12 protein-coding genes and 1 tRNA gene are annotated in these 17,579 nt (G+C 73.5%); 7 read left to right on the top strand and 6 right to left on the bottom strand.

The window, feature by feature from the left end; genetic code table 11:
* Positions 1–9: 9 nt before the first annotated feature.
* Positions 10–2,718 carry an ExeM/NucH family extracellular endonuclease gene (locus tag MLUT_RS13355; protein ID WP_010079462.1) on the top strand — a complete coding sequence of 903 codons (2,709 nt, stop codon included), beginning with the start codon at positions 10–12 and terminating at the stop codon, positions 2,716–2,718.
* A gap of 84 nt (positions 2,719–2,802) precedes the next feature.
* Here MLUT_RS13355 and MLUT_RS13350 read toward each other — a convergent pair whose 3' ends face one another.
* A complete protein-coding gene (locus MLUT_RS13350) occupies positions 2,803–4,758 on the bottom strand; it encodes an FAD/NAD(P)-binding protein (protein WP_010079463.1) in 1,956 nt (651 codons plus the stop codon).
* 290 nt (positions 4,759–5,048) lie between these two features.
* On the opposite strand from MLUT_RS13350, the gene MLUT_RS13345 reads away from it, so the two are divergent.
* On the top strand, positions 5,049–5,909 hold the full coding sequence (locus tag MLUT_RS13345; protein ID WP_012750737.1) for a PRC and DUF2382 domain-containing protein: 861 nt from the start codon (positions 5,049–5,051) through the stop codon (positions 5,907–5,909).
* 196 nt (positions 5,910–6,105) lie between these two features.
* Positions 6,106–6,194: transfer RNA gene (locus MLUT_RS13340), tRNA-Ser, on the top strand.
* Between the two features lie 80 nt (positions 6,195–6,274).
* Here MLUT_RS13340 and MLUT_RS13335 read toward each other — a convergent pair.
* Positions 6,275–7,126 (bottom strand): hypothetical protein, encoded by an 852-nt coding sequence (locus tag MLUT_RS13335; RefSeq protein WP_010079465.1) that lies wholly within the window; start codon positions 7,124–7,126, stop codon positions 6,275–6,277.
* Between the two features lie 195 nt (positions 7,127–7,321).
* On the opposite strand from MLUT_RS13335, the gene MLUT_RS13330 reads away from it, so the two are divergent.
* Entirely contained in the window at positions 7,322–8,674 is a 1,353-nt protein-coding gene (locus MLUT_RS13330; protein WP_012750736.1) for a polysaccharide deacetylase family protein, read from the top strand.
* A 45-nt stretch (positions 8,675–8,719) separates the two neighbouring features.
* Here MLUT_RS13330 and MLUT_RS13325 read toward each other — a convergent pair whose 3' ends face one another.
* Entirely contained in the window at positions 8,720–9,850 is a 1,131-nt protein-coding gene (locus tag MLUT_RS13325; protein ID WP_010079467.1) for an MFS transporter, read from the bottom strand.
* 166 nt (positions 9,851–10,016) lie between these two features.
* Between MLUT_RS13325 and MLUT_RS13320 the strand changes: the two genes are divergently transcribed.
* Complete coding sequence (locus tag MLUT_RS13320) at positions 10,017–11,492, top strand: phosphomannomutase/phosphoglucomutase (RefSeq protein WP_010079468.1); 1,476 nt, start codon at positions 10,017–10,019, stop codon at positions 11,490–11,492.
* A 10-nt stretch (positions 11,493–11,502) separates the two neighbouring features.
* On the opposite strand, the gene MLUT_RS13315 is transcribed toward MLUT_RS13320, so the two are convergent.
* Positions 11,503–13,707, bottom strand: coding sequence for a RecQ family ATP-dependent DNA helicase (locus MLUT_RS13315; RefSeq protein ID WP_012750735.1), 2,205 nt, complete (start codon positions 13,705–13,707; stop codon positions 11,503–11,505).
* A 71-nt stretch (positions 13,708–13,778) separates the two neighbouring features.
* On the opposite strand from MLUT_RS13315, the gene MLUT_RS13310 reads away from it, so the two are divergent.
* Both MLUT_RS13310 and MLUT_RS13305 read left to right on the top strand, forming a co-directional pair.
* Positions 13,779–14,252, top strand: a complete 474-nt coding sequence (locus MLUT_RS13310) for an Rrf2 family transcriptional regulator (RefSeq protein WP_010079470.1) — start codon at positions 13,779–13,781, stop codon at positions 14,250–14,252.
* Positions 14,253–14,296: 44 nt separating this feature from the next.
* Positions 14,297–15,481: a globin domain-containing protein gene (locus MLUT_RS13305; RefSeq protein ID WP_012750734.1), complete on the top strand. Its 1,185-nt coding sequence runs from the start codon at positions 14,297–14,299 to the stop codon at positions 15,479–15,481.
* A 26-nt stretch (positions 15,482–15,507) separates the two neighbouring features.
* Here the strand turns inward: MLUT_RS13305 and MLUT_RS13300 are convergent, their stop codons facing one another.
* The gene (locus tag MLUT_RS13300; RefSeq protein WP_010079472.1) at positions 15,508–16,500 is read right to left on the bottom strand and encodes an urea transporter; all 993 of its coding nucleotides are present in this window, start codon (positions 16,498–16,500) and stop codon (positions 15,508–15,510) included.
* Positions 16,497–17,555, bottom strand: coding sequence for a HoxN/HupN/NixA family nickel/cobalt transporter (locus tag MLUT_RS13295; RefSeq protein ID WP_010079473.1), 1,059 nt, complete (start codon positions 17,553–17,555; stop codon positions 16,497–16,499). The genes MLUT_RS13300 and MLUT_RS13295 overlap by 4 nt, the downstream gene beginning before the upstream one ends.
* Positions 17,556–17,579 lie beyond the last annotated feature (24 nt).

Genomic DNA, 17,579 nt, shown 5'->3' with positions numbered 1-17,579 from the left:
CGCACCGCGGTGACCACCGCCGCCCTGGCCCTGCTCGCCCCCGCCGTGGCCCTGCCCTCCCAGGCCAGCCCGGCCGGCGACTCCCTCGTCATCAACGAGGCGTACACCAACGGCGGCTCCGCGAACGCCGTGTACACCCACAAGTTCGTGGAGCTCTACAACCCCACCGACCAGCCGATCAGCCTCGACGGCTGGTCCCTGCAGTACCGCTCCGCCACCGGCACGGCCGCGACCCAGGGCACGGTCGCGCTGTCCGGCACGGTGCCCGCAAAGGGCCACTTCCTGGTCTCCGGCAGCTCCAACGGCACCGCGGGCGCCGTCCTGCCGCAGGCGGACCTCGTGGCCGGCGGGGCGTTCAACCCCGCGGGCACCAAGGGCACGATCGTGCTCGCGCGCCAGGCGGGCACCGTGACGGACCTGCCGGTCGGCTCCGTGGTGACCGGTCAGGTGCCGGGCGTCACGGACGTGCTCGGCTACGGCGCCACCAACACCTTCGAAACAACGGCCGCCGGCGCCCCCTCGGCCAACGCGGACCCGAAGTCCCTCACCCGCACGAACGGCGTGGACACGGACGACAACAGCGCCGACTTCGCCGTCACCGACCAGCTCACCCCGACCAACGCCGCCGCCACCGGCGGCGAGCCGACCCCGGAGCCCGAGCCGCAGCCGACTCCGGCCGAGCGGATCACCATCGCCCAGCTCCAGGGCACCGGCACGGCCACCCCGTACGCCGGGCGCCAGGTGACCACCACCGGCGGCGACACCGCCGTGTACTCCACGGGCGGCTACGACGGCTACTACATCCAGACCGCCGGCACCGGCGGCGACACCCCCGACGCCACCCCGGGCGCCTCCGACGGCGTGTTCGTGTACTCGCCGGACACGGTCGGCTCCGTGGCGCTCGGCGACCACGTCCAGGTCACGGGCGAAGCGGCCGAGCACTACGGCCTCACGCAGATCAAGGTCGCCGCCGGCGGCGTGCTGCCGGTCGCCGAGCCCGGCGCCGTGGCCCCCACGCCGGTGGAGTTCCCGCTGGATGAGGCCGGACGCGAAGCGCTCGAGGGCATGGTCCTCGCCCAGCAGGGCGACTGGACGGTCACGGACAACTACTCCCTCAACCAGTACGGCTCCCTCGGCGTCGTCCCCGGCACGAAGCCGCTGGACAATCCGACGTCGGTGGCCCGGCCCGGCGCCGAGGCGCAGGCCGTCGCGGCCGCCAACGCGCAGCAGCTGATCGTGCTCGACGACGGGGCCACCACGAACTTCATGCGCTCGCCGGGCAACCAGAACCCACTGCCGTACCTGGACGCGGACCAGCCGGTGCGCGTGGGCGCGGGCCTGGAGTTCACCACCGGAGTCATCCTCGACTGGCGCTTCGACGCGTGGTCCTTCCAGCCGCTGGGCCACCTCACCGACGCCACGGCGGCCGCCGTCCAGCCCGTGACGATCGAGGACACCCGCCCGGCCGAGGCCGCCCCCGAGACAGTCGGCGGCAACGTCACCGTCGGCAGCTTCAACGTGCTCAACTACTTCACGACCCTGGGCCAGGACGTGGCCGGCTGCAGCACCTACCGCGACCGCGCCGGCACCCCCGTCACCACGAACGGCTGCCTGCCGCGCGGCGCCCACACCCCCGAGGCGTTCGCCCGCCAGCAGGAGAAGATCGCGGCCGCGATCAACGGCCTCGACACCTCGGTGGTCGCGCTCGAGGAGATCGAGAACTCCGAGAAGTTCGGCCTCGACCGGGACCACGCGCTGGCCCACCTCGTGGAGGCCCTCAACGCGCAGGCCGGCGAGCAGCGCTGGGCCTTCGTCGCCTCCCCGGCCGCCCGCCCAGCGCTCGCGGACGAGGACGTCATCCGCTCCGCGTTCATCTACCAACCGGCCGAGGTCACTCCGGTGGGCGAGTCGGTGATCCTGGACGACCAGACGAACTTCGACAACGCCCGCGAGCCAATGGCGCAGCTGTTCCGCGCCGCCGACGGCACGTCCGTGGGGGCGGCCGGCACCGAGTTCGTGGCGATCACCAACCACTTCAAGTCCAAGGGCGGCTCCGGTGCGACCGGGGACAACGTGGACACGGGCGACGGCCAGGGCGCGTACAACGCGGACCGCGTGGGCCAGGCCGAGGCCCTCGTGGCCTTCGCCGAGCGCATGAAGGCCGAGACCGGCACCGACCGCGTCCTGCTCATGGGCGACTTCAACTCCTACGAGAAGGAGGACCCGATCCGCGTGCTCGAGGCGGCCGGGTACGTCTCGCAGGGAGCGCTCACGGGCGAGTACTCGTACGCGTTCGGCGGCGCCGTCGGCAGCCTGGACGGGATCTACGCCTCGCCGTCCGCGGCCGCGGCGATCTCCGGCCAGGACATCTGGATGATCAACGCGAACGAATCCGTGGCCCTGGAGTACTCGCGCCACAACTACGTGGCCGAGGACCTGTACTCCGCGGACCAGTGGCGGTCCTCGGACCACAACCCGATCCTGGTGGGCCTCCAGCTCGACGCGCCCGTGACCGAGCCGACCCCGGAGCCGGAGCCCTCCCCGGGCGAGACCTGCGACGGCGTGACCGATCCGCGCGGCGTGCCGGGCAAGCCCGCGAACTCCGTGCGCGAGTGGCTGCGCTGCGTGGGCGCGACCCCGGGCCACGGCGGCGACCACCCGGGCAAGGGCCACGGCCCGGAGCACCCCGGCAAGGGCCGCGGGCCGGTCCGTCCCTGACGGGAGGCGGGGCGCCGCATCCGGCATGACGACGGCGGGGCCGTCCGGGATCCACCCGGGCGGCCCCGCCGTCGTCGTGGGGGCTCAGCCGGCGAGCACGGCCGCCGCGGCGGCGTCGGCGTCGGCGAGGAAGAGGGCACGTCCGGCCGGATCGGCCCCGGCCTCGGCCGCGATCGCGGTGCCCCACTGCACGCCGGAGAGCTGCAGGCCCAGCACGAACACGTCCGCGTGGACCGTGCCGTCCGCGGCCCGCAGCCGGTACGGGCGGGCGGTGACGTCGAAGCCGGGGGCGGGCACGCGCACACCCTCCTCGTCCTCCCACGTCCCGGCCTCGGCGACGCCGTCCGCCAGCATCTGACGGACCAGCGGGGAGGCGGCGGCCTGCACGCGGTTGGGCGGCATCATCGCCTCCACCAGCCAGGCCCCCTCGACGACGGCGGGCTCCAGCGAGTCCTGCGCTCCCACCTGGGGGCTGCGGGCGGTGAACCCGTGGTCCTCGGCCTCGACCACGGGCGCGGGACCGGCCCAGGTGAGCAGGCCGGCCCGGTGCACCGCGAGCATCTGCTCGACGCGCCACAGGGGCGGGCCGGAGGCGAGGCCCTCGACCAGCGGCTCGAACCAGCCCTGGACGTCCCGGATGCGGGAGGCCTCGGCGATCCGGCCCTCGGCGATCCATGCCTTGATCCGCAGTCGGCCCGCATGGAGCGCGCCGACGGCCATCATGAACGGGGACTCCTCCCCGAGGGCGGCCTCCACGCACGCCTGCTCCATGAGGTCCGCGACGGCCCGCTGATAGTCCTCATGGGAGGCGAACACGGCGTCCTCGAACGGGGACCCATAGGCCCGGATGTCGAGGAAGCGGCGGCCGGGGGCGTACCGCTGGAGGAGCTCCTCGGCGTGCGCGGAGGTCACGGGGGCGCCGCGGCCGGCCTCCTCGAGCTGGCCGACGAGCTCCCCGAGGAACCGCCGCGCCTCGACGGGGCCGCCGAGGATCTCGGGCTGGGCCCGGACGAGCGTGGCGTAGTAGTGCCGGACCACGTCGCGGTGCAGCAGCGGCCAGAGGTGCTCGGCGAGGTCCAGGGCCCCGTGCCGGGCGGCGAGGGCGTCCACGGCGGCGTCGGAGAGGTAGCTGAGGGTGACGCCGCGGGGCACGAAGGCGTCCACCTCGGCCTTGGGCAGGTACGGGATGCCGCGACGGGACATCAGGTGCAGGCGCGGCTCGTCCCCCGACGGCTCGTACCGCAGGGCCCGGCCGGGTCCGTCGCCGGTGCGGCGGTACACCCCGCCCCGGCCCTGGGTGAGCTGGGCCAGCAGGTCGAACGCGTTCAGGCCCATGCCCCGCACGAGGACGTCCGCCCCGGCCTCCACGGTCTCCCAGTCCACGTCCGAGGGGATCTGCGGGCCCTGGTAGTGCGGCTCGTCCCGGCCCCGCGCGGCGGCGGCCATCCGACTCTGGCCGGGACTGAGCTCCGCCGGCTGGTGGCCCAGGCAGAGCACGACGGCGTCCGCGTCGAGCGCGGAGACCGCGCCGTCGGCGTCCCGCAGCTCCAGGCGGGCACCGCCGTCGGGCCGGGGGTGCAGGGCGGTGGTCTCCGCGCGGTGCTCGACGACCTCGACGACCTCGGGACGGGCGCGCAGCCCCGCGACGACGTCCTTGTACAGATGCCGGAGGTAGCGCCCGTAGACCGCACGGGCCGGGTACTGGTGGCGGCGCACGCCGAGGCTGGCCTCCGGGTGCACGCGTCGCCACTGGTCGAAGGTCTGGGCGGCGGTGGAGGGGCGCAGACCGGGGTTGTCGGCGGCGCACGCGGTCGGGAAGAACGCGGGGGTGTTCATGAGGTACAGCTCGGACTGGTCCGTGCGCCACACCCGCCCCGGCCCGGGGGGATAGGGGTCCACGACGTCGATGCGCAGCCGCCGGGGGTGCGCGTCCGGGGCCGCGCCCTCGAGTCGGGCGAGGATCCGCTCCAGCAGCATGACGCCGCGGGGGCCGGCTCCCACCACTGCGAGGCGGCGATCGGCCACCAGGGGCTCGGACATGGGGCCTCCACTCTCCTCGGGATCGTTTTCACGCCTGCGGCACGCGTATTCCACACAATATCGGTGGCCGTCAAGGGTCGCGGACCGCATGCGCCACACTCCCACCGATCCCCCAGGATCCACAGCAGGCCCGGACGAAGAATCCGCGGAATCACGCGGATCACACCGAAATTCTGGGAGAAGTCTGGGAATTGGGAATCTGGGGGCCGATGGTTGACGCCACTCGGGCCCATGGGGAATTGTGAATGAGCGTAAGGCAACAAAACACCAATTCAGAAGGAGAATTCCTCATGGACCGCAACGCTCTCGACCAGCTGCAGAACTCCACCGTCTTCGCCACCGACGGCGACAAGATCGGCTCTGTCGGTCAGGTCTACCTCGACGACGTCACCAACGAGCCCACCTTCATCACGGTGAAGACCGGCCTGTTCGGCGCCCGCGAGACCTTCGTCCCGCTGCAGCAGGCCCAGATCACCGCCGACGGCATCACGGTGCCCTTCGAGAAGTCCTTCGTGAAGGACGCCCCGAACGTGGACGCCGACGGCTCGCTGACCCCCGAGGAGGAGCAGCGCATCTACGAGTACTACTCCCTGGAGTACTCCGTCGTGGAGTACCCCGCCGTGGATCACGACGGCGACGAGCGTCGTGACGACGTGCGCACCGATGCCGGCACCGCCGGCGTGGCCGGCACTGCGGGTGTGGCCGGCGTGGCCGACCGTCGCGACGAGGCCGTCGTGGACGGCGACCGCCGCGACGTGACCGACGCCGACTCCGTCGTCGTCAAGGACGAGCACCTGAGCGTCGGCACCGAGCGCCGCGCCTCCGGCCGCGTCCGGCTGCGCAAGCAGGCCTACACCACCACCGAGACCGTCGAGGTGCCCGTCACCCGCGAGGAGGTCGTGGTGGAGCGCGAGTCCGTCGACCCGAACTCCGCCGAGGCCCGCACCGCCGGCCGCGACGGCGACGTCGAGGTGACCACCTACGAGGAGACCCCGGTCGTCAACAAGACCGTGGACGCCGAGAAGGTCTCCCTGGGCAAGCGCCAGGTGCAGGACACCGAGACGGTGACCGAGGAGGTCCGCCACGAGGACGTCAAGGTCGACGGCGACGCCACCGATCGCGACCTCGACGGCCGCAAGGATCGCATCTGATCTGACCAGACGCGCCGGCCTCAGGCCGGACGACTGACAGATCACGCGGGGCCCCGGATCCATGGATCCGGGGCCCCGCTCGTGCGCGGTGGTGGTCCGCCCGTGAGCACGTCGCTCCTTTGCCCTGCCCTGGCCTGGCGCGCTAAGCTGGACCGGTCTGACCGCGCGTCGCCCCGTGCGAGGCGCGCCGGACGGAGGAGACGTGCCAGAGCGGCCGAATGGACTTCACTGCTAATGAAGGGCTCGACGAAAGTCGGGCCGGGGGTTCAAATCCCCCCGTCTCCGCGAGAGAGGGCCGGAATCCACGCGATTCCGGCCCTCTTCGCGTCTGCGCGCGGGGACCTGACATGCCGACCGGCTGGTGACTAGCCCTCCCCGCGACGCTCGCGCATGCGGCGCAGCAGCTCGTACGCCTCCGGGACGGAGAGCTCCGAGTGGCTGGACAGCTGGACCGCGGCGGACTCGAGGTTGCCGTCCCGCACCATGGCGGAGAGCTGGTCGCGCAGCCACGGCGGCAGGTCCTGCGAAGAGAGGCGGACGGACTCCGTCCCCCGCATCACCTCGACCTCGAAGGGGAGCTCCTCCTCGGCGGGCGCGGCGGTCCACTCGGCCGGGACGGTCAGGGTGGTCAGCTCGTCGGCAAGCGGCGTCGTCGGACGCGGCGCAGCCGAGGCGTGGTCGGTGTCCTGCCGGGCGTCGTCCTCGGCCACGGCGCCAGAGGTCTCGCCCTCGGTCGTCTGGGCGTCCGGCTCCCTCCGCCCACTCGGATCCTGTCCGGGCCGCTCCGGCCCGGGGGTCTCGGCCGGGGCCACGTCGTCCCGGTGGGGCTCCTCATGGTCGGCGGAAACGGGCCCCGCGGCTCCGGCGGACGTGGCGTCCGGTTCCTGCGCCGGCTCGGAGTAGACCTGCGGATGCACGGCGAGGGACTGCACGTCCATGACGGCGTCCTTCAGGCCGCGCCCGGTGTGGGCGCGGTAGTCGCGCACGGCCTCCATGACGCGGCTCTGGGCGATGTGCCCGTACACCCGCTGATGCGCGTCCTCGTCCAGCAGCCCCGCCGCCAGACGCGCCCGCTCCGGTCCGATGTCCAGCCCGCGACCGGGCGGCGTGCGCTGGCTCGCCGCCTGACGCGCTCGACCGGCCGACATCCACCGGGCGGCGGCGAACGCGAGGGCGCCGATGACGACCACCGCGAGGACAGGGACGAGATATTCCATGCCTCCAGTCTAGGTGTGGCCCGCGAGGGCCATGTCGGCGACCGCGGCGCCACATCACAACCTGGTCACAGTTCTGCCAGGGCCCCAGAGCCACCGATGGCCTCGCCTACGGTGGAATGTGGAGTCCTCCGTGTCTGGTCACGGCGGCCATGGAGGAGGCACTCCACCCGCCACTCGACCGAGCCAGGAGACCGCATGTCCTTCCCCCGCCCGTCCGCCCGCACCGTCGACACCCCCTCGCCCCGGCGACGCCGCTGGTGGGGGACGTCGGTGGCGCTCGCCCTCGTGCTGGCCGGCTGCGCCGCCCCGCAGGGGGACGAGGGGGCGGCGGCCGGGTCCTCCGGCGCCACGGACGCGGCCGTCTCGTCGCCCGCATCTGCGGACGGATCCGAGGCCTCGTCGTCACAGGGACGGTCCTCGGATGCGGCCTCCTCGCAGGCCGCGGCGTCGTCCGGTGAGGGCTCGCCGTCGGCCGCCGCAGACCCCGCGGACCCCGCGCTCCCCCTGGCCGCCCGCTCTCATGAGGGCGTGCCGATGCGGGCCTTCACGGCGGAGGAGCGCCCGCCGCAGTTCGTCCTCTTCTCCTTCGACGGCGGCCGTCAGGACGCGCGCTGGAAGACCTTCCTGGATGCGGCGGCGGACTCCGACGCGAAGTTCACGGTGTTCCAGTCCGCGATCAACCTCATCGAGACCGCCAACCGGGAGAACTACACGGCGCCCGGCTACGTGGGCACGGAGTTCGGCGGCGACGAGGCCGAGGTGGCGCAGCGCATCGAGAACATCAACACGGCCCACGCCGCCGGCCACGAGATCGGCACCCACTACGCGGGCCACCTGTGCGCGCCCACGAGGTACGGCGCAGACCAGTGGTCCACGGCCGAGTGGGAGCGGGAGTACGGCTCGTTCGCGGACATCCTCTCCGACCCCGGCGCCTACAACCCGGGCAGCTCCCTGCCGGCGCTGGAGGTCACCCCCGAGGACGTCAAGGGCGGCCGTCTGCCCTGCCTCGACGGGGAGTGGGACCAGCTCGTCCCGATGTGGAAGGACAACGGACTCGAGTACGACACGTCGCGTGCCGCGGCCGCCTCCGGCGTCGCCTGGCCCTACCGGGAGGACGGGATCTGGGAGTTCGAGATGCCGATGACCTGGTCCCCCGTGCTCGCCGAGAAGGGCGCGGCCAGCCCGTTCGTGATGGCGATGGACTACAACTTCTGGATCTCCGGCAACGGCGGCAAGGACATCCCGGAGGACGTCGCCCGACTCACCGACTTCCAGTACCGCACCTACCGCTACATGTACGACTCGGCGTTCGCGGGCAACCGCGCCCCGCTGGTCTTCGGCAACCACTTCAACGACTGGGGTCTCAACGCGTTCAACCCGGCTGTGGAGAAGGTCATGCGGGAGGTCTGCGTCGAGGAGGACACCTACTGCGTGACCTACCAGCAGATGATCGCGTGGCTCGAGCTGCAGGACCCGGAGGTGCTCGCCGCCTGGCGCGACCAGGCCCGGTCCGCCACCGGCACGGATGCCGAGGCCCTCGGCTGGTGATCGGCGGGTCGACCCACTGACATCCGCCCCGACGACGGCCCCGGCTCAGCGCGCCGGGGCCGTCCCGCGTCCGCGCAGCACGACGACGGCGCTCACCAGGGCGGTCAGCACCAGGGCCAGGACCATCAGCACCGTCCCCGGCCACCCGTGGGACTCGTGGAACACGCCGCCCAGCCAGCCGAAGAGGCTCGAGCCGGCGTAGTACGCGAAGTTGTACAGGGAGGTCGACTGGGCGCGGCCCGTGGGGGCGGCCGTCCCGGACCACGCGGAGGCCACGGCGTGGGCGGCGAAGAACGCGCCCGTCACGAGCACGAGGGCGGGCACCAGCACCGCCGGATGCGGGACCAACGTGAGGGCGACGCCCGCCGCCATGGCCGCCGTCGCGCCGGCCAGGACGGGCAGCCGTCCCACCCGCGCGGCCAGCCGACCCGCGCGCGGCGACGACCACGTGCCCGCGAGATAGGCGAGGAAGACGAGGCCGGCCGCCGTCGGCGTCCAGGAGAACGGCGGGTCGAGCAGACGGTAGCCCACGAAGTTGTACAGCGCCACGAACCCGCCCATCAGCAGCGCACCCTGCAGGTAGACGGCGACGAGCTCCCGCGAGCGCAGGTGGCCGCGCACGATGCGCACGAGCGTCGCCGGGGAGGTGGGCGACGGCGTGAAACGTCGGGCACGCGGCGTGATCGCCAGGAAGCCGACGGTGCACAGCACCCCGACCACGGTGACGGCCAGCATGCCGCCGCGCCACGAGGACGCCTCCGCGACGGGCAGGGCGAGGAGCCGCCCGGAGAGACCGCCGAGGGTGGTGCCGGCGATGTAGGTGCCGGCGGCCGCCGCGACCGCGTGCGGGGCCACCTCCTCCGCCAGCAGCGCCACGGCGAGTCCCGCGACGCCCCCGTGCGCCATGCCCTCGAGCAGGCGCAGACCAAGCATGGCCTCGAACGTGGGCGCGAGGACGCCCGCGAGCGCGCACGCACTGGCGGAGACCATCGAGACCACCATGGCGCGTCGGCGGCCCCACCGGTCCCCGGCCACGGACCACGGCACCACCGACAGCGCGAGGCCGAGCGTGCCGGCGGAGACGAGCAGGGCGGCACGGTCCGCGGGGACGCCCAGGTCGTCGCTGACCAGCGGCAGCAGGCCCTGCGGGGAGTAGAGCTGGGCGAACGTGGCCACCCCCGCCAGGAACAGCCCGATCAGCAGCCTGCGGTACGCGGGCTGCTGATCGGGCTGTTCCTGGCGGGGGTCCCGACGACGGGACGGCCGGGGGCCCCGCGCTCGGGGGCGGAGTGGTCGGGGGCACGCCCTCACTGTATCCAGGCTGTCCACTACGATCGGTCGGGTGACTACCTCGACCCCCTCCCTCGACCTGCACGACTCCTTCAAGGCGTACGACGTCCGCGGCATCGTGGGCGAATCCATCACGGCGGAGAGCGTCCGCGCGGTGGGCGCGGCCTTCGTGGACGTACTGGGCCTGGCCGGTCAGACCGTGCTGGTCGGCGGGGACATGCGCCCCTCCTCGCCCGCGTTCATGACGGCCTTCGCCGAGGGCGCCACGCGCCGCGGCGCCGACGTCGTCACCCTGGGGCTGATCTCCACGGACATGCTCTACTACGCGGCGGGCGTGAAGCAGGCCGCGGGCGTGGTGTTCACCGCCTCGCACAACCCGGCCGAGTACAACGGCATGAAGATGGCCCAGGCCGGCGCCGTGCCGGTCTCCTCGGACACCGGGCTGTTCGAGATCCGCGACGCGGCCCAGGCCTACCTCGACGCCGGTGAGATCCCCGCCGCCGAGACCGCCGGCACCGTGACGGAGGAAGACATCCTCCCCGGCTACGCCGCGTACCTGCGCTCGCTCGTGGACCTGACGGGGGTGCGCCGCCTGAAGGTCGTGGTGGACGCGGGCAACGGCATGGCGGGCAAGACCACCCCGGCCGTCCTCGGCGACGCCGAGCTGGCCGCCCTGCCGCTGGAGATCGAGCCGCTCTACTTCGAGCTGGACGGCACCTTCCCGAACCACCCGGCCAACCCGCTGGAGCCGGAGAACCTCCGGGACCTGCAGGCCGCCGTCGTGGAGCACGGCGCGGACATCGGCCTGGCCTTCGACGGCGACGCCGACCGCTGCTTCGTGATCGACGAGCAGGGCACACCGGTCTCCCCCTCCGCGATCACCGCCCTCGTGGCCCGTCGCGAGATCGCCCGCGCGAAGGCCGACGGCGAGCAGACCCCCGTGGTCATCCACAACCTGATCACCTCCCGCGCCGTCCCCGAGCTCGTGGCGGCCGACGGGGGCCGGGCCGTGGAGACCCGCGTGGGTCACTCCTTCATCAAGGCGGTCATGGCCGCCGAGTCCGCCGTGTTCGGCGGCGAACACTCCGCGCACTACTACTTCCGCGACTTCTTCAACGCGGACACCGGCATGCTCGCGGCCATGCACGTGCTGGCGGCCCTGGGCGGCCAGGAGCAGCCGCTGTCCGAGCTGGCCGAGGAGTACGAGCCGTACGTGGCCTCCGGCGAGATCAACTCGCAGGTCGAGGACAAGGACGCCGCCGTGGCCGCGGTGGTGGCGCAGTTCGCCCCCGCCGTGGGCGAGGGCGCCGGCGAGGGCCAGGCCGTGCACGAGGACTTCGCCGGGGTGGCCACCACGGTGACCCGCATGGACGGCACCACGGTCGCCGCCCAGGACGGCACGTGGTGGTTCAACCTCCGCCCGTCCAACACGGAGCCGTTCCTGCGCTACAACGGCGAGGCCCGCACGGCCGCCACCATGGAGGCGCTCCGCGACGCCGTGCTGGCGATCGTCCGCGCGGAGCGCTGACCGCGGCGGCTCATCCGGCCTGGGCGAGGACGAGCGGCAGCACCCCCTGCGCGCCGGCCTCGCGCAGCACCCGCGCGGCCTCGGCGAGCGACCACCGCGAGTCGACGAGGTCGTCGACGAGCAGCACGGGGCCGTGCCGGCCGGCATCCGGTGCGGTGCGCAGCATCTGCGCCATCGCCTCGGGGACGGCGAACCGGCCGTACACGGACCCGAGCCGGTAGGCGCTGTTGCCGCCCGGCCCGGCCGTGGGGCCGCCGCGCGCGTGCTCGAGCGAGCCGAGGAACGGCAGCCGGCCGATCCGGGCGATCCCCTCGGCGAACGACCCCACCAGCTGCGGGCGGGTGCGCGAGGGCATCGCGACGACGGCGATCGGCCGCGTCGGCCACCCCCAGCCGGCCAGGACGTCGACGGCGCCCCGCAGGACCTCCTCCGGCACCGGGGCGTCCTCCCGGTCCAGCAGGTCCCGCAGGACGGTGCCCCACCCGAGGTCCGTCAGGCGGGCGAGCGCGCGACCCTCCTCGGCCTGCGACTCGGACGCGATGCGCCCCTTGACGGGCACGCCCAGCCGGTCCATGCCCGAGGGCCACATGCGACGGGGTTCGATCGGCACACCGGTGCGGCGCAGGGCGGCCTCCGCGCGCTCCCGCGCCACCCCGTCCGATCCCGTCGGGTACCAGGGGCCGGCGCAGACGTCGCAGCGGCCGCACGGCGCGGCGGTGGGGTCGTCCAGGGTGCGGGCCAGGAACTCCATGCGGCACCGGTCCGTGGTCTGGTAGTCGAGCATGAGCCGCTCCTCGGCCCGGCGGGCCTCGGCCACGCGGGCGTACCGCTCGGCGTCGTACGTCCATTCCCGCCCGGTGGCACGCCAGCCGCCGCCCACCCGCTCGACCGCCCCGTCCACGGCGAGGACCTTGAGCAGCAGCTCCAGGGTGGTGCGCTTGATCCGCACGGCCGGCTCGAGCGCCGCCGCGGAGAGGGCCCCGCCGTGGTCCGCGAGCGCCCCCAGCACGGCGCGCGCCTGCTCCTCGTCCGGCATGGAGGCGGTGGCGAAGTACTCCCAGATGCGACGGTCCTCGGGCCCGGGCAGCAGGAGCACGTCCGCGTGGTCCGTCCCGCGGCCGGCGCGGCCGACCTGCTGGTAGTACGCCACGGGCGAGCCCGGCGCACCGAGGTGCACCACGAACGTCAGGTCCGGCTTGTCGAAGCCCATGCCGAGCGCCGAGGTGGCCACGACGGCCTTCACCCGGTTGGCCTTGAGGTCCTCCTCGATCTCGGCGCGACGCTCCGGGTCCGTGCGGCCCGTGTAGGCGACCACCTCGTGCCCCGCCTCGCGCAGGGCGCGCGCCGTGTCCTCGGCGGCGGAGACGGTGAGGGCGTAGACGATCCCGGAGCCCGGCAGGTCCCCGAGGTGGTCGAGGAGCCAGGCCAGGCGCGCGGCCGGGCTGGGCATGCGCAGCACGCCCAGGCGCAGCGAGGCGCGGGCCAGGGGGCCGCGGAGCACGAACACGTCCTGCTCGGAGGCGACGCCGAGCTGCTCCACCACGTCCGCCACCACACGGGCGTTGGCCGTGGCGGTGGTGGCCAGCACGGGCACCGCGCGCGGCCCCTCGGCGGGAAGCAGCCCGATCAGGTCCCGGATGCGGCGGTAGTCCGGCCGGAAGTCGTGGCCCCAGTCGGAGATGCAGTGGGCCTCGTCCACCACGAGCAGGCCCATGCGCGCCACGAGGTCCGGCAGCTGCTCGTCCCGGAACCGGGGGTTCGTGAGGCGCTCGGGCGAGATCAGCAGCACGTCCACCTCGTCCGCCGCGAGCCGAGCACGGACCTCGTCCCACTCCGTGGCGTTCGCCGAGCTCACGGAGACCGCGCGCACGCCCGCCCGGGCGGCGGCTGCGACCTGGTCCCGCATGAGCGCGAGCAGCGGGGAGACGATCAGCGTGGGCCCCGCGCCGCGGGCGCGCAGCAGGAGGGAGGCCACGAAGTACACGGCGGACTTGCCCCAGCCGGTGCGCTGCACCACCAGGGCGCGGCGGCGGTGGGCCACGAGCGCCTCGATCGCCTCGAACTGCCCGTCCTTGAATCGCGCGTCCGGCCGGTCCACGAGCCGACGCAGGACGGCCAGGGCCTCCTCGTGCAGCGCGGCGTCGCCCCCCGGCGCGGAGGTCTCGGGGAGGCGGGGGCCGGCGTCGGGGTGCGAGGTGGCGTCCATGGCGTCCATGGCGTCAGTATGCCAACCGGCCCGGACACCGCAGGCGCGGCGGGGCCGTGCACCGGTGGGATGATGGGGGGATGAAGCTGAGCGCCTACACCGACGTCTGCCTGCGGGTGCTGATGACGCTCGCGGCGGCCGAGGGGGAACGGGTCACCAGCCAGCAGATCGCGGACCGGATCCAGGTGCCCTACAACCACGTGATCAAGGCGGTCGCCGAGCTGCGCCGCCGCGGGACCATCGAGGTGCTGCGCGGTCGGAACGGCGGGGCCACGATCGCCGAGGCCGGTCTGGACCAGCGCGTGGGCGAGCTCGTGCGCGCGTTGAGCAGCCGCGACGAGGTGATCGACTGCGCCGGCCACGAGACGGGCGTCCCGTGCCCGTTCGCGGCGGACTGCCGACTGCGGGAGGCCCTCGCGCGCGCCCGGGAGGCGTTCATGGCCGAGCTCGACCTCCTGACGGTCCGTGACCTCGTGCGTCCGGGCCGAGCGGGCGCCACGGGGCCGGTCTCCCTGGGCCTGCCCGCGATGGGATCCCACGCGGCCACGGTGTAATCTTGCATCGACAATGCACATATAAGGCTCCCGAGGAGACCCCCATGCTGTCCGAGAAGTCCCGCCCCGTCATCGAGGCCACCGCCGCCGTCGTCGCCGAGCACATGCCGGAGATCACGCCGAAGTTCTACGCCCACATGTTCGAGGCCCACCCCGAGCTCCTCGACGGCGTCTTCTCCCGCGCCAACCAGCGCAACGGCGAGCAGGCGCAGGCCCTCGCCGGCTCCATCGTGAAGTTCGCGGTGCACCTGCTCGAGAACCCGGGCACCCTGCCCGAGGCCGTGCTCGCGCGGATCGCGCACAAGCACACCGCCCTCGGCATCACCGAGGACCAGTACCAGATCGTCTACGAGAACCTCTTCTGGGCCATCGCCGACGTCCTCGGCGACGCCGTGACCCCCGAGGTCGCCGAGGCCTGGACCGAGGTGTACTGGCTCATGGCCGACGCCCTGATCAAGCTCGAGAAGGGCCTCTACGCCAAGCAGGCCAACGACAAGATGTGGCTCGACTGGAAGGTCGTCTCCAAGGAGCCCACCGGCAACGCCGCCGTGACCTTCCGCTTCGAGCCGGCCGACGACACCCCGCAGACCCCCGGCGAGGCCGGCGGCTTCGTCTCGGTGCGCGTCAAGGTGGCCGACGGCCTGCGCCAGGCCCGGCAGTACTCGCTCTCGGACCACGCCGCCTCCACCACCGAGCGCGTGATCACCGTGAAGCTGGACGAGGCCGGCGAGGTCTCGCCCGTGCTCATCCAGAACGTGGAGGTCGGCGACGTCATCGAGCTGTCCAACCCCTACGGCGAGATCACCCCGAAGGACGACTCGGCGCCCCTCATGCTCGCCACCGCGGGCATCGGCATCACGCCGGCCGCCTCCATCCTGAGCTCGCTGGCCGAACAGGGGTCCGACCGTGAGGTCGTCGTCCTGCACGCCGATGCCTCCCTGGAGTCCGTGGCCCTGCTCGGGCAGCTCACGGAGTCGCTCTCCGCGCTGCCGAACGCCCAGGCCCACCTGTGGCTCGGCGTGGCCCCGGAGCAGGCGCCCGAGGGCATCACCGTCCACGAGGGCCGCATGGACCCCTCCGAGATCGAGCTCCCCTCCGGCGCCGAGGTCATCCTCTGCGGCCCGCTCGCGTTCATGCAGTCCACCCGCTCGACGCTGATCGACGCCGGCGTGCCCGCGACGTCCATCCGCTACGAGATCTTCGGCCCGGACATCTGGCTCGCCGCCTGATCCGGCCCTCCTCCGGACGTCGGGTCTCAGCCCCGGCCGGCCGCCCGCCGCGCCCCGGCGACCAGCAGCAGCGTGGCCCACATGCCCAGCAGGAAAGGCCAGGTGAACACCGGGATCGCGGTCTCCACCAGCACGTGCTGGAAGGCCAGGCTCAGCGCCACGCCGACGACGACGAGCGGCACCCGCCGTCGCCAGCCGCCGAGCCCCGGGACCACCGCGCCGAGGGCGATGGCGACGAGCACGGAGCTGTACCCCCACAGGCCCGTGGACACGTCCGTGAGCTCGTGCCCCACGATGAGACGGGCCGCGGCGAAGGAGGCCACCGCGCCGAACAGCCCGTAGAGCCCCACCCGCCAGGACCCCACGAAGAGGGCCGCCAGGATCAGCGCGCCCGGGAGGGCGCCGTCCGCCAGGACCACCTCCGCGAAGCTGTTGAGCAGCCCCAGGCCGAGACCGGGCCACGGGGACCCGGATGAGGTCAGCGGGGCGGAGGGCCCGGCGAGGGCGGCCGTGAGGAGGGTCAGCATGCCCGCGGTCAGGCAGAACGGGGCGGTGGACACCGGGAGTCCCGCGGAGCGCAGGGGCCGGGTCGCGAAGAGCCGGGCCACGAGCATGTGCACGGGGACGCAGGCTGCGGCGCCGACCACCGTGGCCAGCACGGCTGTGAGGGGGGTGGGCGCGAAGACGAGCGCCGCGGCGGCCCCCACGAGCGCGCCGTTGTAGCCCATGATCCCGCGCCGCACCTCGTCGCCGAGCACGACCGCCCGGGCCCGCAGGTCGTCCTCGGTCTCGTCGGGGTGCCGGACGGCCGAGCACAGCGCCTGCACGGCGGAGCCCAGGGCCGTCGTCACCGCCGCCCAGGGGTGCATCAGCGCCAGGGCACCCAGGATCAGCGCGCCGCTCAGGGAGTTCTCCAGAAAGAAGATCTGGGACACCCCGCGCAGCACCGTGCGGAGGGCCGTCCCGAGGGGACGCGGCGCACGGGGGGATCGGGACGGAGCCGTGGTCGACGTCGTCATGCCCCATCCCCCACGGGACAGACCCGGCCGCGCCGGTGCTCGAGCAGGGCGGCGCACAGCCAGATGAGAGCGAAGACGCCGACGAGCGCCAGTCCCGCGTGGCCGAGGTCCACCTCCGCCAGCCAGGTGGTCACCGGGTCCGTCAAGCCCAGCAGCTCATGGACGAACGCGCCGAGGGTGAGCACCGCGATGAACAGGGCCGAGACCGCGGACACGGAGGTGACGACGAGGTTGAAGCGGCGTCGGCGCTCGGACTGCTGCAGAGCGCTCGAGTAGAGCCGCATCATGCCCAGCCCGTTGGTGGTGTCGCAGAGCGTCATGGCGGCGGTGAACGCCACCGGCAGCGCCAGCAGGGTCACCAGGGGGATGCCGGCGGCGGAGACGGACACGGCCAGCAGCAGCAGGCCGATGGTCGTGGCCGTGTCGAAACCCAGGCCGAAGAGGAACCCGATGACGAAGATGTCCCGCGGGGAGCGCACACGGCGCAGCGGGGCCCGCAGGAGGCGCGTGACCAGACCCGTGGGCTCCTCCGCCGGGCCCGGACGCCGTACTGCGGACGCCCGGCGCAGCCGCAGCGCCGAGACGCCGTTGTACACGCCGAGCAGCAGCAGGTAGCCACCGGACACGCCGGTGCCGATCAGTCCGAGCACCCGGTTCGCCGGCGACCCGTCGGCGAAGGCCCCCTGCATGAGCCCCGCCCCGGCGACGGCCAAGACCGCCGCGAGCGTCACCACGAGGGAGTGGCCCAGGCTGAACGCCAGGCCCACGCCGGCCGGGCTGCCGCCCTCGGAGACGAACTTGCGCGTCGAGTTGTCGATCGCGGAGATGTGGTCCCAGTCGTAGCTGTGCTTGAGCCCCGCCCCGTAGGCGGTGACGAGCGCGGCCAGGAGCACGGGCGAGGGCGACGCTCCGCCGTACCCGCCCAGCAGCAGCGCCGCGGCGAGGACGTGGAGCGCCACCACCACTGCGTAGACGGCCGCCACCCGCACCCGGAGCGGTCGCTCCGGGGCGGCTGTCCTGTGGGGCGTCACGGCGGTCGGGACGGCATGGCTCATAGGGGGTCCTCCTTCTCGGCGGGC

The sequence above is a fragment of the Micrococcus luteus NCTC 2665 genome, from assembly GCF_000023205.1.
GTDB lineage: Bacteria > Actinomycetota > Actinomycetes > Actinomycetales > Micrococcaceae > Micrococcus > Micrococcus luteus.
This window is presented reverse-complemented; position numbering and strand designations above follow the sequence as displayed.

Bases quoted from the DNA above. Each gene is read 5' to 3' on its own strand.
- MLUT_RS13350 (WP_010079463.1), bottom strand. From the start codon at position 4,758: ATGTCCGAGCCCCTGGTGGCCGATCGCCGCCTCGCAGTGGTGGGAGCC.
- MLUT_RS13335 (WP_010079465.1), bottom strand. From the start codon at position 7,126: ATGGAATATCTCGTCCCTGTCCTCGCGGTGGTCGTCATCGGCGCCCTC.
- MLUT_RS13300 (WP_010079472.1), bottom strand. From the start codon at position 16,500: ATGACGACGTCGACCACGGCTCCGTCCCGATCCCCCCGTGCGCCGCGT.
- MLUT_RS13310 (WP_010079470.1), top strand. From the start codon at position 13,779: ATGAAGCTGAGCGCCTACACCGACGTCTGCCTGCGGGTGCTGATGACG.
- MLUT_RS13295 (WP_010079473.1), bottom strand. From the start codon at position 17,555: ATGAGCCATGCCGTCCCGACCGCCGTGACGCCCCACAGGACAGCCGCC.
- MLUT_RS13305 (WP_012750734.1), top strand. From the start codon at position 14,297: ATGCTGTCCGAGAAGTCCCGCCCCGTCATCGAGGCCACCGCCGCCGTC.
- MLUT_RS13315 (WP_012750735.1), bottom strand. From the start codon at position 13,707: ATGGACGCCATGGACGCCACCTCGCACCCCGACGCCGGCCCCCGCCTC.
- MLUT_RS13345 (WP_012750737.1), top strand. From the start codon at position 5,049: ATGGACCGCAACGCTCTCGACCAGCTGCAGAACTCCACCGTCTTCGCC.
- MLUT_RS13330 (WP_012750736.1), top strand. From the start codon at position 7,322: ATGTCCTTCCCCCGCCCGTCCGCCCGCACCGTCGACACCCCCTCGCCC.